The sequence below is a fragment of the Micromonospora sp. NPDC127501 genome, assembly GCF_040302185.1.
In the GTDB taxonomy this organism is placed as follows: Bacteria; Actinomycetota; Actinomycetes; order Mycobacteriales; family Micromonosporaceae; genus Micromonospora.
Window position 1 is genome coordinate 93,142 of the sequence record NZ_JBEORJ010000006.1, and the last position, 15,947, is coordinate 109,088.

Here is a 15,947-nt window from a genome sequence, read left to right on the forward strand (position 1 = left end):
GGTCGGATTGGGCGCGCCTTCCGGGGCGGGTGGCGCTCAAGGTAAGGGAATCTTTGGTGACCCGACTAATCATGTCAACCCTCCGGACTAAAAAGGCCGAGCTGGGAGCGCCGTCTCGATTCATAGGACATCCGATGTCTGGTGACCAGGAACCCTATGGGTGGCTGCGGTGCGCTGACAACGCCCGCCCACCCCACCGGAGGTGGCGAATATTGTTCGACGCGTTGACTAAATTGGCGACTCTCGTCAGACTGCGGCGTACCGAGCCATCCCAGCCGCCCGGCGCTCCGGGCGACGGCCCAAGGAGTCCCATGTCGATTCCACGCTCCCGCCACGGCACCGGATCGAGACGCCGGCTGATCGCCGCCCCCGTCGCGCTGCTGATCGCCGCGACGCTCGTCGCGCCGGTCACCTCCGGCACGCCGGCCGCGGCTGCCGCCGCGCCGGTGAACCTGGCCCGCACCGGCACCGCCACCGCGTCGAGCGTCGAGCTCGACCGGGCCGACTTCGTCGCCGCGCACGTCAACGACGGCGACCGCAACACCCGGTGGTCGTCGAAGTACCAGGACGCCAACTGGGTGCAGGTACGGCTGGCGACCCCTGCCACGGTCGACCACGTCGTGCTCGCCTGGCCCAACGCGTGCGCCCGTGACTTCACCCTGCAGACCTCGGCCAACGGCACCACCTGGACAGACGTCGCCCGCGTCCAACGCGACACCTGCCCCCGGACGGACGTCATCGCGGTGAACTCGGCGCAGCCGGTGTCCCACGTGCGCATGCAGGGGCACCAGCGGTGGGCGGGTTACGGCTACTCGATCTCCGAATTCGAGATCTGGAACGAGACGGCGCCCGCACCCGCGCCCTCGCTGGGCCTGCTGCCCCGACCGGTGTCAATGACGGAGAACGGCGGCACGCCGTACACGCTGGACCGGAACACGCCCGTCGTCGCGGTCGGGGCTCAGGCGACCGCGCCCGCGACCTACCTCGCCAGCCTGCTACGGCCGGCCACCGGGTACGGCCTGCCGGTGGTCACCCAGAGCACCGCGCCCGCGCCCATCGTCATCGAGGTCGGCGCCGGCAAGGGCCCAGCCGGGCACACCGCCGAGGGGTACCGGCTCGTCGTCACCACCGCGAAGGTCCAGATCAGCGCCGACACGGCGAACGGCGCACTCAACGGCGTGCAGACGTTGCGGCAACTCCTCCCCCAGTGGGTGGAGTCCGACACCGTCGTCGACGCCACGTGGAGGGTGCCGGCGGTGACGATCTCCGACTACCCACGCTTCGCCCACCGCGGAATGATGCTCGACGTCGCTCGCAGCTTCTACCCGATGAACGAGATCAAGGCGTACATCGACGGCGCCGCCCAATACAAGATCAACCGTCTGCACCTGCACCTGACCGACGACCAGGGCTGGCGGATCGCCGTCGACAACCCGGCGAGCAACCCGGCCGGCATCGACTACCGCCTGCTCACCACGGTCAGTGGCCGTACCGCCATGACCTACAACGACAGCGGCCAGTTGATGGGCACCGAGCTGGGTGTCACCGGCTTCTACACCAAGGCTGACTACGCCGAGATCGTGCGCTACGCCGGCGTGAACGGCATGACGGTCATCCCGGAGATCGACATGCCGGGGCACACCAACGCCGCGCTGCACGCCATCCCCCAGCTGAACACGACCGGCGCCCAGCCCAAGCCGGCCGCCGGACAGCGGACCGCCCCGGCCAACGGCACCGGCAACGTCGGCTACTCGACGTTCGACTCCGCCAGCACGACGACGTACGAGTTCGTCACGCAGGTCCTGACCCAGATCGCCGCCATGACCCCCGGGCCGTACCTGCACATCGGCGGCGACGAGGCCCACGTGACCAGCCACGCGAACTACACCACGATGGTGAACGCCTTCACCTCGACGGTCGCCTCGCTCGGCAAGAACGTGGTCGGCTGGAACGAGTACGCCGGCACGACGCTGCCACAGAACAGAGCCGTCGTGCAGTACTGGAACGGCGACCGCACCGCGGTGGCCAACGCGGTGACCGGCCGCGGCGCCCAGGTCGTCCTCTCCCCCGCCGCCCACACGTACGTGCCGCAGAAGCAGGACTCCCGCCAGCCGCTCGGCGGCAGTTGGGCGTGCGGGGGACCGTGCGGGCTGGACCGGCACTACAACTGGGACCCCGGCACCTTCATCCCGAACATCGCCGAGACCAGCGTGCTCGGAGTCGAATCGGCGCTCTGGGGCGAGTTCATCCGTCGCATCGGCCAGGCGCAGTACTACAGCTTCCCGCGCCTCGTGGCCACCGCCGAGGTCGGATGGACGCCGCAGGCGCAGCGCGACTACGCCGACTTCACCACGCGCCTGTCGGTGGCCGGGGGCCGGTTGACGGTCCAGGGCGTCAACTTCTTCCCCACCGCCGACGTGCCGTGGCGCAAGCAGGCGATCGGCCGTCCGGCCACCGCGGTGGTCGGCGCACCGGCCGGCGCCACCTGGACGGTCACCGCCCCTGGACTCCGCTCCGCCGACCTGGCCGCCACGGTCACCTGGAGTGACGGGCGGGTGGAGGCGCTGACGCCGACCGTCACGCGCGAGCCGAGCATCCCGGCGATGCAGATCAACAGCGTGTTCACCATGGTGTCCCGGCGCACGTTCGGCACGCCGGGGACGTACACCGGGACGCTGTCGGCGCGCTCGGCCGGGGCTTCCCCCGTCGAGGCGGCGCTGACCGTCACGGTCCGAGCGCCCTGACCACCGGCCGGCGCCGCCACCTCGCACCGGTGACGGCGCCGGCCACCGCGCCCGTACGCTGCCGCAACGACATCGGAAACGAGGCATCGGTCATGATGGTCCGGTGATCGAACGCCCGGATGCCATGCAGCGTGTGCGGCTGGCGCACACCGAGGTGCTGCTGGCCCAGCTCCGCAGCGTCGGCCCGCTCAGCCGGGCCGAGCTCATCCGACTGACCGGGCTGTCGCGCACCACGCTGTTCGACATCATCGGCGACCTCATCGCCCGCGGTGTGGTCGTCGAGCGCGAGCCTGCGCTGTCCGGCCACCGGGGCCGGGGACGGCCGTCCACGACCGTCAGCCTCAACCCGTCGGCCGGCCGCATCGTCGGCATCGACCTCGGCCGCGCGACGATCACCGTCATCGTCGCCACCCTGGGTCACGACATCCTGGCCCGGGGCAGCCGTCCCATCACGCTGACGGCGGGGCCGGCCCGACGAGCCAACGCCGCGATCAAGCTGATCGACGACCTCGTTCAGGAGCACGACATCGACCTGCGGGCGCTGGAGGCGATCGGCCTCGGCCTGCCCGGCCTGGTGGCCGGTCGGAGCCGTTCGGCCGGCGGCAGCGGCAGCCCCTCGGTAGCCGCGAAGCAGGTCAGCACGCGAATCCAGGACCGGTACGGCGTCGCCGTCGTCACCGACAACAACTCCCGACTGGCCGCGCTGGCCGAAGGCACCTGGGGGGCGACCCGTGACGTACGGGACGCCATCTACGTCCGGTGGAGTGACGGCGTGGGCGGCGGGCTCATCGTCGACGGCCGGCTCGCCCGGGGCGCGCACGGAGCGGCCGGCGAGATCGGTCACGTCAGCGTCGAGCCCGACGGCGACCCCTGTCCGTGCGGCGGCCGTGGCTGCCTCGAGCTGCTGATCCGCCCGTCGGCACTGATCGAGCAGTGCGCCCGGCGCGGTGTCACAGTCGCGGACCCGGCAGATCTGGTCGCGCGGGCGCTCGCCGGCGAGCCGATCGTCTCCGACGTGGTGCGGCACGCCGCGACGCTGCTCGGCCGAGTCCTGTCGGGAATGGTGGTGCAGTTGGATCCGGGCAAGGTGGCCATCGGTGGCACCCTCGCCCATGCCGGTGACGCGGTGCTCGAACCGGTCCGGACGGCCATCGGTCAGCTGGCGATCCCCGGACACACCCGCCGCCTCGACGTCGTGACGGCCCAGTTCGGCGACGAGGGCGGTGCCCTGGGCGCCGTCGCGGCCGCCCTGCGGCTCAACACGTCAGAGCCCCTGCCGACCCTCCCCACGCCGTAGGACCAACGCACCGCAGGGCAACGCGGCGCAGGGCCAGCGCCTCCGCCTGGGCGGCGCGGCGGCCGGCTACGGTACCGCCGGGAGGAGCGTGAGCAGTCGTTCGACAACTATGGTCACCGCATCCCGTCCGGCTGCGAGGTACCGGCGCGGGTCCCGGGATTCCGGCAGGGCGCCACGGACCGCGTCGGTGAACGCCACGTTCAGGGCCGTACCGACGTTGATCTTCACCATGCCATGAGCGACCGCGGCGCGGATCTGCTCCAGCGGCACCCCCGAGGAACCGTGCAGGACCAGGGGCACGGTTACGGCGTCACGGATCGCGGCCACCAGGTCGAGATCCAACGAGGCGGTGCGGTCCGCCATCGCGTGCGAGCTGCCCACAGCGACGGCCAGGGCGTCGACGCCGGTCTCGGCCACATACCGGGCGGCCTCGGACGGGTCGGTGCGGACGCCGGCGGTGTGGGCGCTCGCCGGAGCGTCCGGCTTACCGCCGACGTAGCCGAGTTCGGCCTCCACCCACAGCCGGTGCTCGTGCGCCCACTCGGTCGCCTTGCGGGTGGTGGCCACATTGGCGGCGTACGCCAGCGCGGACGCGTCGACCATCACGGAGCTGAAGCCGCAGTCGGGAGCCTGCTCCAGCAGACTGATGTCGTCGACGTGGTCCAGATGCAGCGCCAGGTCGGCGCTGGACTTCCACACGACTTCCGCCGTCGCCGCGGCGATGGCGGACACCCCGGAGTGGTAGCGCGCCGCGTTCTGGCTGATCTGCAAAATCGCGGGCCGGCCGGCACGCTCCGCCGCGGCGGAGATCGCCTGGGCGTACTCGATGGTGATCACGTTGAACGCCAGCACGCCGGTACCGGCGGCCCGGGCCGCCGCCACCAGGTCGGCGGTGGGAACGAGGGTCATCGGGCGCTCCTCACCCGGCCGGCGCGGTAAGGATGACGGCCCGGGTGAGCAGCCGGGGGCGGTCCGGATCCAGGCCGCGGCGCGCCGCGAGCTCGACCGCGAGCCGCTGCGCGGTGGTGAGGTGCGCCATGGCGTCGACGTCCTCGTGCACCACTATCGCGCCTGTGGCGGCCAGATCGTCGCGGAGGCCGGGCACCACCGGCCCGAAGATCCAGACCACGGACCGGTCGCTCACCACGCTGATCGGCCCGTGCCGGAACTCCATCGCCGGGTACGACTCGGCCCACACCTGTGCCGCCTCGCGCAGCTTGAGCGCCGCCTCGTGCGCCAGTCCCACGGTCCAGCCGGCACCGAGGAAGGTGAACTGGTCCCGGCCGACCACGGCCGGGTCGAGTGGCGTGCTCAGTTGGGCCCGCGCGTGGGCGATCGGCTCGGTCAGATCCTGCCCGAGACCGGCGCGCCAGAGGGCCAGTGCGGTGGTGGCGAAGCGGGTCTGCACCACCGACTCCTCGTCGGCGAAGTCGAGGACGACGCAGTCGCTCACCAGCCGGGTCACCGGCCGGTCGGCGTCGGTCGTGAGCACTGTCGAGCGGCTGCCGGGCGGCAACTGCTCCAGGAGCGCGATCACCTCGGTGGTGGTGCCGGAGCGGGTGATGGCGACCACCCGGTCGTAGCGCCGGCCGGCGGGGAATTCCGAGGCGGCGAAGGCGTCGGTCTCCCCCTGGCCCGCCGACTCCCGCAGCGCCGCGAAACTCTGCGCCATGAAGTACGACGTGCCACAGCCGACGACGGCGACCCGTTCGCCGGGCTGAGGCAGAGCCCGCGCTACCTCAGGTCGAGTGACCAGTTCCGCGGCGCGACGCCACGTCTCGGGTTGCGTGGCTATCTCGGAGGCGACGTGGGACACGATTCCTGCTCTCTGTCGGTGCGGTGCTCATCCAGTTCTTCGACAGTGGTTCCGGGCAGCAGCCGGGAAGCCACGACGTCGTCGTACTCGCCCGCCCACGGGCAGGCGACGGCGGCCGCCGAGACGGCCGCGCCCCGGGCGAGGAGGTCCCGCCAAGGCGTGCGGGTGAGGAGCCCGTACGCGAGCACTGCCGCGAGGGCGTCGCCGGCACCGGTCGGGTTGCCGGCCATCCGTTCGGGCGCGCGGACGCTGTAGGCGGCCCCGCCGTTGACCGCCACGAAGCCGTCCGCGCCACGGGAGACGACGCTGGCGACGGCACCGAGCCGGATGAGCCGGTGCGCCACCTGCACGGCGTCGTCGCGGGTGCGCACCGGGCGGCCGAGCAGCTCCGCCGCCTCGTGGGCGTTGGGTTTCACCAGCGTCGGCGCGGCGGCCAGCGCGTGCCGGAGCGCGGCACCGTCGGTGTCCACGATGGTCTCGGCCCCGCGGGCTCGGGCGATGGTGACGAGATCGCGGTACGCGGTCTCGGGGACGCCCGGTGGCCGGCTGCCGGACAGCACCACCACCCGTGCCGCCCGGACCCGCTGGGCGAATTGTTCCCGGAACGACTCCCACTGGGCGTCGGTGACGCGCGGGCCCGGTTCGTTGAGGACGGTCGCCATGCCTCGCCCGAGGACGGTCACCGTCCGGCGCGTCTCCGCGTCCAGGCGGGTGAACCACGCCGGCACGCCGGCCGTCGCCAGCTCGGCCTCGATCTGCTCGCCGGCCGCGCCGCCGGCCAGACCGAGGACCATCGTCTCGACGCCCAACTGCCGCAGCACCCGGGCGACGTTCAGGCCTTTGCCTCCGGCACGGGAAACCACGTCCGTGACCCGGTGGGAGGTGTCCGGCACCAGGTCGGGCACGGTGTAGGTGATGTCCAGGGCCGGATTGAGCGCCACCGAGATGATCAGGTCGCCGCGCACCCGGGACTCCGGCGGGCCGCCGTTCAGATCTCGTTTCATATCCGCCTCTTCCGGAAGATGCCAGCCACACGACCACGCATGATCTTTCGTGACATCCAAGTGCCAGAATCAATCAGGATGTTGCAGACCCTAGGATCTGGCACTGACGGCGTCAAGGTCGGCCCTGAGCGCTCGTACACCGTTACCGCGCTCGCGGGCACCCACATCGAGAGAGCGCCGCGGCGTTCAGGCAGGCCCAGTGCACCGCGTTCCGACTCGCAGAAATTTGCATCAAGTTGCACGGCCACCACGGAGCCGCTGGCCGGACGCCCGTCGCGTGACGGCCGCCGAGGGCAGGGGATGGCTCTCTTGACGGACGTCAATATCACTCGTAAGTTCGTCCGACATCTGACGTAAGACAATCCCCCTCGGTCCGAAGGACACCCATGACCACACGACTCCCCCGCCGCGCGGTCGCGCTGACGGCCGCCGCCGGCGCCCTCGCCGCCGTCGTTCCGCCCGGCCGCGCCGACGCCGCGATCGCCTCGACGTCCCTGCCGGTGCTCGGCGTCTCCGACGACTGGAACGCCGTCCTCGCCCGTACGCCTCAGGTACAGCTCGCGCCCGGCGCCACGTACACCCTTTCCGCGCCGGTCGCCCTGCCCGATCGCTGCCTCATCGTGGGCAACGGCGCCACTGTCACCGTCCCCTCCGACCAGACCAGCGCGCTGTCCATCACGGGCCGCAGCGGTGTCACCATCAGCGGTGTCCACTTCCTCGGACGCCAGGCCAGCCCGGTCGGATCCGCACCACAGTTCGCGCACGTCGCCGTCCGGATCACCCGCAGTACCGGCGTGCGGATCCTGGACTGCGACTTCACGAACTGGCGCGGCGCCGGCCTGGCGATCACCGGATCGGCGGCGGACGACTACTTCGGCTACCGGCTCAAGGTGAGCGGCAACGCCTTCCACCGCTGCTACTTCGGTGTCTCGCTGGCCGACCGCAGTGAGTACTCGCAGTTGACCGCGAACAGCTTCACCTCGTGCCGACTCGCGATCTGGAACTCGTCGGGAAACTGGACGATCAACGGCAACGTCGCCGTCGGCTGCTACGGCGCCTACTACTCGTTCGCCCGGACCAGCCCGTACGGGGCGCTCGCCAGCGACAACTGGGGGCACGGCAGCCTGACCGGCAACACCTTCAACCACTCCAACGGCGGCGTCCCCGTGCGGTGGAGCGCCGGGCTGTCGTTCCCGATCGGTGGAGCTGAGCGCGATCCCGGCACCGGTGTGGTCGTCGACGGCGTCCTGCCACCGACCTTCACCGGGAACACCCTCTGGTACAGCGACGTCCGCGCCACGAACCTGCTGGGCACCCGGTGGCTGCTCTCCGGCTGCACGCTCTCCAACCTCGCCGTCACCTGCGCCGGCACGGTTCCGGTGCACCTGGTCGGCACGCAGTCCAACAGCGGCACAGCGCCCCTGTTGCAGGGCAACGTCAAGGATCTCCTACCGCTCTGAACGATCGGGGGTACGCGACCGTGTTCTCATTCCGCAAGCCGTTTCTTCCCCTCCTACTCGCCTCAGTGCTGGCCGGCGTGGGGCTCCAGGTCCCGTCGGCGGCGCAGGCGGCCAACCCGACGCCCCAGGTCGCGCCGAGTGTCCGGGAGTGGACCGGAGGGACCGGCGTATGGACCCTGGCCCCGTCGTCCCGGATCCTGCTGGACCCGGCACACACCGCCCAGTTGTCAGCCGCGGCGACGTCGCTGCGCGTCGACCTCGGCGCGATCAGTGGCGCCGACGTACCGGTTGTCTCGTCGGCGACGGCCGGGACCGGCGACATCCTGCTCACCCTGGCCAGCACCGACGCCGGCATCGGGGATCAGGGCTACCTGCTGACCGCCGGCTCGACCATCGTGGTCCGCGCGAACGGGGCGGCCGGCGTGTACTACGGCACCCAGACCCTGCTGCAAATGATCAAGCAGAGCGCGACGAAGACGACAGTACCGGCGGGGACCATCCGGGACTACCCGCAGTACCGGGACAGGGGGGTGATGCTCGACGTCGGCCGGCACTTCTACGAGATGGACTACCTCGAGAACCTTCTCCGCCGGATGGCGTGGCTACGCCTGAACACGCTGCGCCTGCACCTCACCGAGTGGAACGGATTCCGGCTGCGCAGCGACCGGTACCCCGGCCTGGCCTCGGCGCAGTCCTACAGCAAGGCCGACCTGCGCCGGTTGCAGGACGTCGCCAAGCGCTACCACATCACCATCGTTCCCGAGATCGACCTGCCGGGCCACGCCACGGCGATGACGACATACGACCCGAGCATGCGGTTCACCTGCCCGTCGATGGACTACGCACCCTGGCCGGGCGGGTCGAACGGCGGCTGGACGCTGAACCTGACCAAGGACTCGGCCCGGACGTTCGTGATGAACCTGCTGTCGGAGTTCGTCCCACTGTTCGACGGCCCCTACTTCCACGTCGGCGGCGACGAGTACCAGACCGACGCCGCCAAGAACTCCTGCCCGGAGCTGGTCAACTACGCGCAGGCGCGGGGCTTTCCGTACCCCGGTGACGTCTTCACCGAGTTCATGAACCTGATGAACGACAAGGTGCGCTCGTACGGCAAGACGGCCCAGCTCTGGAACTGGTGGGAGACGAACGGTCAGCAGACCAGCATCAAGCCGGCGAGCAGCATCGTCCTGACGCCGTACACCGGGTCGCTGAACTACTTCTACAACCTGGGCTACACGGTGGTCGGCGTACCGGAGAGCACCCTGTACGTGACACCCGGCCTGAACCTGGCCGTCAACACCAGGAACGTCTACGAGAGCTGGACACCGGACACCAACGCCAAGGTCAACGGCTACCAGATGGCCCGCTGGTCGGACGCCGTGGAACACCAGACCGACGAGTGGTTCGACCAGTACGCGAAGCGGCCGGCCGAGGTCCTGGCCGAGCGCCTGTGGGGAGGGCCGCGGTCGAGCACCGTGGAGGCGTTCTTCACCCGCGTGGACGCGATCGGGGACGCCCCGGGCGTGCCGAGCGTGCTCCAGGTCAACGACAACACCACGGGGACCGGCGACAACCAGTTCAGCTACTCGGGCACGTGGTCCTACGGGGCCGGCGGCACCCAGCAGTTCCAGCGTGACGACCACTACAGCAGCACGCTCGACAGCGCCTACCAGGTGCGGTTCATCGGCAACAAGATCAAGCTCTTCGCGGCCCGGGCGGCGAACCACGGACGGGCGGGCGTCTCGATCGACGGCGGCCCGGAAACGGTCATCGACCTGTACTCCCCCACCCGGTTGGACCAGGCGATGGTCTTCACCAGTGGACAACTCGCGCAGGGCCCGCACGTCCTCAAGGTGCGGGTGCTGAACAGCAGGAACACCAGCTCATCCGGTACGGCGGTCACGGCGGACAAGGTCGAGGTGTCCACGGCGGCGACCCCGGCCGCCGCGTTCGACCCGTCGAGCGAGTACCGCGTGGTCAACCGCAACAGCGCCAAGGTGCTCGAGGTGCCGGCGGGCAGCGGGGACGGCGTGAACGCCATCCAGTGGTCGGGCAACGGCGCGGCACATCAGCGCTGGACGCTCGTCGAGGCCGGCGGCGGCTACTACCGCATCGTCAACCGCAGCAGCGGCAAGGCGCTGGACGTCTCCGGCTCGTCCACCGCCGACGGGGCGGGCGTCGTGCAGTGGACGTACCACGGCGGCGCGAACCAGTTGTGGAGCGTCATTCCGGTGGGCGCCCACTACAAGATCCTCAACAGGAGTTCCGGCAAGGCGCTCACCATCGCCGGCGCCGCGACCAACGATGGCGCCGCCGTCGTCCAGTCGACCTACCGCGGAGGTACCGAACAGCAATGGACCATCACCCGATGAACCGCCGATCGAGGGCGCGCCGGGGCGCGCTGGCCCGGAGCGGCGCCGCCGCCACGGTCGCGCTCGCGCTTCTACTGAGCCTGCTGATGCCGGCGTCCGCTGCTCAGGCGGCCACGGCGACGCTGAACTACCCGGTCAACCAGGCCTTCAACGGCAGCAGCACCTTCCTCGACAGGTCGGCCGACCTGTCGAGGGTCGCGAACCTCGCCCAGGGGGCGATCGCGGTCCGGTTCCGGTCCACCAGCACCGCCATCGCGAAGAGCTTCTTCAGCGCGTCGCACACCGCCGACGAGTCCAGCAACCTGTCGTTCTCCCTCAACGGCGGATCGGTGTACTTCGAGAACCGGGAGAACGGGGCGTACGCCACGCAGGTGACGTCCACCGGCGGCCCCTACAACGACGGGGTCTGGCACACCGCCATCCTGACCGTCGGCAGCGAGGGCACCCGCCTCTACGTGGACGGGACGGTACGCGCCACCAACCCCTCCACCCGGTTCTTCGCCAATGTCCGGGACCTCGACGGGATGTGGATCGGTCGTAACGTCGACGCGCAGGGACCGCAGTGGCACTACAGCGGTGACCTCGACTACGTGCGCGTGTACGGCACACCGCTGTCGGCCGGTGAGATCAGCGACCTCAGCATGCGCATCGACTACACGATCCCGTTCCTGGACCTCAAGGACGACACGCGCCGCCAGGTGCTCACCGACCGCCAGGCCGGGCAGTACCTCGGGCACCCCGACACCGTCCTGCTCGACGACGGCCGCACGATGTTCGCCGTCTACCCGCAGGGCCACGGCACCGGCCCGATCGTCCTGAAGCGCAGCGACGACGGCGGTCGTAGCTGGACCGGTCGGCTCCCCACGCCGGCGAGCTGGGCCACCAGCAAGGAGACCCCCACCCTCTACAAGGTGGTCAAGCCGAACGGGGTGACCCGGCTCCTGCTGGTCAGCGGCCTTCCGGCGAGTCCGGGCGGGTTCAAGACCGCGTACTCCGACGACAACGGGCGGTCCTGGTCGGAGTTCACCCACCACTTCGCCGACGCCGGCTTCGCCGGGTACGTGGCCCACGCAACCCTGGTGCGCCTGAAGAAGGCGGACGGGTCGTGGGACTTCCGGTACCTGGGCGTCTTCCACGACGGCGGCTACAACAACTGGAAGACCTACCTGACCTTTGACGCCAGCGGCAACGCCGTCTGGAGCACGCCAACCCGACTGCTCGCCGCGCACGACGCCATCGAGAAGTACGCCGGTCTCTGCGAGATCGAGATCATCCGCTCGCCGGACGGTCGCCAGCTCGCGCTGCTCGCCCGAGCGCAGCACAAGCGCACGAACGCCATGGTCGCGTTCTCGAACGACGAGGGAAACACCTGGACCGAGCCGCGCGAGATGCAGGGCGCGCTGATGGGTGAGCGGCACGCCGCGACGTACGACCCGGCCTCCGGTCGGCTCGTCATCACCTTCCGCGACATCATCCGCAACAGCGTGAGCAACACCGGCGCGTGGGTAGCCGGCGACTGGGTGGCCTGGGTCGGCACGTACGACGACCTGGTCAACTCCCGCGAGGGTCAGTACCGGGTGCGGCTGCTGGAGGACTTCACACCCTCGGCCAGGAGCGGCGACACCGGCTACGCGGGCAACGTCGTGCTGCCCGACGGGACGTTCGTGCTCACGTCCTACGGATACTTCGACCCGGCGGACACCAGCTACCCGTACATCATGACCGTCCGGTTCAGCCTGAAGGAACTCGATGCCCTGAACGGCTCGTTCGACCCGAACGCGAGCTACACCATCACGAACCGGGCCAGCGGGAAGGTCGTCGAGGTCGCCGTCGCCGCTCCGGCTGACGGCGGCGACGCCGTCCAGTGGGCCGACAACGGCGGCCAGCACCAGAAGTGGTCGGTCGTTCCCCTCGGCAACGGGTACCACCGCGTCGTCAACCGCCGTAGCGGCCGCGCCCTCGACGTGGCCGGCAACTCCACCGCCGACGGCGCCGACGTGATCCAGTGGACGTACACGGGCGCGGCCAACCAGCAGTGGCGCATCACGCGGGTCGGCACCTCGTTCACCATCACGAACCGCAACAGCGGGCGGGTGCTCGACCTCGACGGAACGATCACGGACAACGGCGCGGACGTCGTCCAACGCACCGCCAGCGGTGCGACCCGCCAACAGTGGTCCCTGTCCTAGGACCGTCGTCGGAGGACGCCGCGGGCCGCTCCGGCAGCCCGCGGCGTCGCTTCCACCGGTGTACGCGGTCAGTTCCCCGACGCTGACGCCACCGCTCTGCCGGTGATCGTCAGGTCGGCCACCGTCGTCCACGGCCCCCGGTCACCGGCCTCGCTCAGTGCCCGCAGACGCAGGTACCGGCCGCTGCGGGCGGCGCTGAACGGCACCACCTTCTGCGTCGACGTGTCGGCGAAGGTGCCGGACGCCACCGCCGTGCCCCAGTTGCTCGGGCTGTCGGAGACGTAGACCTCGTAGCGGCCGATCCGGCCGTTCACCCCACCGTCCTGCCGTGGCAGGTACCGCAGCCCGTCCACCTGGTACGTGGCGCCCAGATCGATCTGGATCTCGTGCGGCAGGGGTGCGGCCGTCGACGACCAGGCGGTGTGCCAGAAGGTGGCCGGATCATCGTCGAAGGCGTTGGTGGCAGCGCCGTTCTCCGCGCTCGTCTCCGCGCTGTCGGCGTACACGAGCCGCCAGTTGTCGTTCGGGATCGGTGGCGTCGTCGTGCTGGTGCCGGGAACCGGCAGCACGACGCCGTCGATGCGGGTCTGGAACGCGCTGCTCCTTGACCCGGCCTTGATCCACAGGATCCCGGCGGCGTAGAACCAACCGCTGCTCGCCGAGTCGTAGGCGGAGCGCGTGCTCAGCCCCGGCAGCGTCTGGCCGGCAACCGTTACCGCTTGCGGGGCACCCCCCAGGTGCACGTTGAACTCGTAGGAGCGCGACGACGGCTTACCGGCGTACGTTCCGGTGGACGCTCCCACATCCACGGTGACCGTTCCGGTGCCGGATGCCGGCGCGGTCATCCGGACCTGCTGGGTGGCGTAGGCCCCGTTCTGGTAGGCGCGGGTGATGCCGTCGTCCTCGTAGAGCGTGAAACTCGACGACCCGCGCGGATACAGGTCGTAGGTGAGCGTGGAGACCGGCTTCTCGCCGGTGTGGTTCATCTGCGGCCACATCGGCACGATGGAACCGCCCTTGACGAACAGAGGCAGCCGATCGAGCGGTGCGGCGTACCCGTTCAACGTGAGCGGCCCCTGGTACACCCGCCCGGTCCAGTAGTCGGTCCACGTGCCGGCCGGCAGGTAGATGCCGTCGCGCAACTCGGTGTCGGACACCACCGGCGCCACGAGGAACGCGTCGCCCGCCATGAACTGCCCCGACGTCGCGTTGCCCCGGGCGACCGGGTCGTTGGGGTATTCCAGCACCAGGGCTCGGGTCGCCGGCACGCCGGTCACGCTGGCGACGCGGCTCATCGTGTAGTGGTACGGCATCAACCGCATCTTGAGTTGGAGGTACCGGCGGTTGATCGACAGGTACGGCTCGGCGTAGCGCCAGGGCTGCTTGTCCTGGTAGCCGGGAGCCGGGTTGGTCGCGCCCCAACCGGACATCGTCATGAACGCCGGTGTGAACGACTTCCACTGGATGTCCCGCACGTAGGTGTTCGGGCTGCCACCGAAGATTCCGTCGACGTCGCCGGTGGCGTAGTTGAAGCCGGACAGCCCGGCGCCAGCGACGGCCGGCACGGTCCACCGCATGTCGTCCCACCGTCCGTACGTGTCACCGGTCCAGACCACGGCGTTGCGGTGGGTGCCGGCCCAACCGTCGACGGTCCACACGTAGCGGCGGGCGTCGGAGTTCCGCTCGATGCCGTCCACCGCCTGCTGGACACCACGGAAGGCGTTCTGGTAGCCGCCGCCGACCCAGGCGACGTCGGTCTTCACACCGCGGCTGCCGGCGGTGCCCACCTCCCAGTCGATGGACCCCAGGCCGGTGGAGGTCCACAGGCCGGTCTGGAAACCGAGCGCCTTGGCGCCGGCGACGGTCGCGGGCAGGTCCGTGTAGCCGCAGCCGTACCCGTCGTTGGGCAGGAACCAGCCGGAGGGCATGTCCTTGGCGCGGGCCTCCCGGGCGTACGACAGCACATCGGGAGTCCGCTGGTGCCCGGCCCGGTTGTGGTCGCCCTGATAGGTCGGGTTGGACGCGTTGAAGCAGTCCGCGTTGCCGAGTTCGAGGCCCCACATCGGGCTCAGGAACGGCTTGCCGGTCACGTCGGTGTACGCCCCGAGCACCGCCTTGAGCGAATCACCCACGAAGTAGTAGGCGTCGAACCGTTCCTCGTTGTGGGTGGTGGTCACCGGCGAGGTGAAACCGTACGATCCGGGCGCCCACGTGTTGCGCAGGACGCCGTAGCCGTTGGTGGACAGGTAGAAGGGCGCCGGACTGGCATTGGTGTTCTCCCGCCACTGGTTGTCCACGGCGATCGGCACCGTCTTGTCGCGCAACGCCCACTCCCCCAGCCGCAGGCCGGTGCCGTAGAACTGCTCGTCCGTGGCGCGGGCCAGCCGTTGCGTGGTGCGGCCGGCGGCCCAGTCGAGCGGTTGCGCCTCCCGCCAGATCGGCCGCCCGTCTGGACGTTGGACCTGCAGCGTCAGGGGGCTCTTGTTGATCCGGACGACCACCGCCGCGGTGGCGATGCGGAAGGCGGTGCCGTCGTCGGTCGCCGTGCTGGCCACCGCACCGAAGTCGGTCCGCACGGTGATCTCGTTCGCTGCCGGTTCGGTGAAGGTGCCGTTCGGCGCTGCCCAGACGCGGAAGATGTCCGCGCGGACCAGCGTGAGCCGGATGCGGGCGGCGGTGCTGGTGGCGATGGTGTAGGTGTTCCCGGTCCGGGTGAGGCCGGTCGCGCTTCCCGGGGTGCTCGCGCGAGCGGGTAGGGCTTGCAGCATCGCGGCGAACAGGATGAGAACCACGATGGCAGCCCGAACGGCGGTACGGCGGCGTGGGGAAGGCAGCGGTGACCAGATCATCGTTTTCTCCGGTGAGGTGAGGGACGATGCGGGCGTCGAGGGCGCCGGGCCGACGCGTCGGCGCTGGCCGGAGGCACGGTTTTCGGTCCATCGGCCTCGACAGACGCGGACCACGAGATTCACGAAGGCCGATGAGATGGAATGCTGCACCCGCTTGACTCAAGATGCAAGAAGTAAGCCGCGATTTTGCATCGGACTACATCTTTGCCAGTAGCC

The 15,947-nt window shown here is 70.2% G+C and carries 9 protein-coding genes; 5 read left to right on the forward strand and 4 right to left on the reverse strand.

Features of this window, described 5'->3' with window-relative positions:
* Positions 1-311: 311 nt before the first annotated feature.
* Both ABTW72_RS15630 and ABTW72_RS15635 read left to right on the forward strand, forming a co-directional pair.
* Entirely contained in the window at positions 312-2,744 is a 2,433-nt protein-coding gene (locus ABTW72_RS15630; RefSeq protein ID WP_350859202.1) for a family 20 glycosylhydrolase, read from the forward strand.
* Positions 2,745-2,847: 103 nt separating this feature from the next.
* Positions 2,848-4,041 carry an ROK family transcriptional regulator gene (locus ABTW72_RS15635; protein WP_350859205.1) on the forward strand — a complete coding sequence of 398 codons (1,194 nt, stop codon included), beginning with the start codon at positions 2,848-2,850 and terminating at the stop codon, positions 4,039-4,041.
* Positions 4,042-4,107: 66 nt separating this feature from the next.
* On the opposite strand, the gene ABTW72_RS15640 is transcribed toward ABTW72_RS15635, so the two are convergent.
* The 3 genes from ABTW72_RS15640 to ABTW72_RS15650 are packed head-to-tail and all read right to left on the reverse strand — an operon-like array spanning position 4,108 to position 6,861.
* Positions 4,108-4,950 carry a class II fructose-bisphosphate aldolase gene (locus ABTW72_RS15640; protein ID WP_350859208.1) on the reverse strand — a complete coding sequence of 281 codons (843 nt, stop codon included), beginning with the start codon at positions 4,948-4,950 and terminating at the stop codon, positions 4,108-4,110.
* 10 nt (positions 4,951-4,960) lie between these two features.
* Positions 4,961-5,857 (reverse strand): SIS domain-containing protein, encoded by an 897-nt coding sequence (locus ABTW72_RS15645; protein ID WP_350859211.1) that lies wholly within the window; start codon positions 5,855-5,857, stop codon positions 4,961-4,963.
* Entirely contained in the window at positions 5,833-6,861 is a 1,029-nt protein-coding gene (locus ABTW72_RS15650) for a 1-phosphofructokinase family hexose kinase (protein WP_350859214.1), read from the reverse strand. The genes ABTW72_RS15645 and ABTW72_RS15650 overlap by 25 nt, the downstream gene beginning before the upstream one ends.
* Positions 6,862-7,247: 386 nt before the next feature.
* Here ABTW72_RS15650 and ABTW72_RS15655 point away from each other — a divergent pair, with 386 nt between their 5' ends.
* The 3 genes from ABTW72_RS15655 to ABTW72_RS15665 are packed head-to-tail and all read left to right on the forward strand — an operon-like array spanning position 7,248 to position 12,882.
* A complete protein-coding gene (locus ABTW72_RS15655; protein ID WP_350859217.1) occupies positions 7,248-8,321 on the forward strand; it encodes a right-handed parallel beta-helix repeat-containing protein in 1,074 nt (357 codons plus the stop codon).
* A 20-nt stretch (positions 8,322-8,341) separates the two neighbouring features.
* A complete protein-coding gene (locus ABTW72_RS15660; protein WP_350859220.1) occupies positions 8,342-10,693 on the forward strand; it encodes a family 20 glycosylhydrolase in 2,352 nt (783 codons plus the stop codon).
* Entirely contained in the window at positions 10,690-12,882 is a 2,193-nt protein-coding gene (locus ABTW72_RS15665) for an RICIN domain-containing protein (protein ID WP_350859223.1), read from the forward strand. Before ABTW72_RS15660 ends, ABTW72_RS15665 begins: the two co-directional genes overlap by 4 nt.
* Positions 12,883-12,950: 68 nt before the next feature.
* On the opposite strand, the gene ABTW72_RS15670 is transcribed toward ABTW72_RS15665, so the two are convergent.
* Positions 12,951-15,674 carry a discoidin domain-containing protein gene (locus ABTW72_RS15670; RefSeq protein WP_350859225.1) on the reverse strand — a complete coding sequence of 908 codons (2,724 nt, stop codon included), beginning with the start codon at positions 15,672-15,674 and terminating at the stop codon, positions 12,951-12,953.
* Between the last annotated feature and the right edge of the window lie 273 nt (positions 15,675-15,947).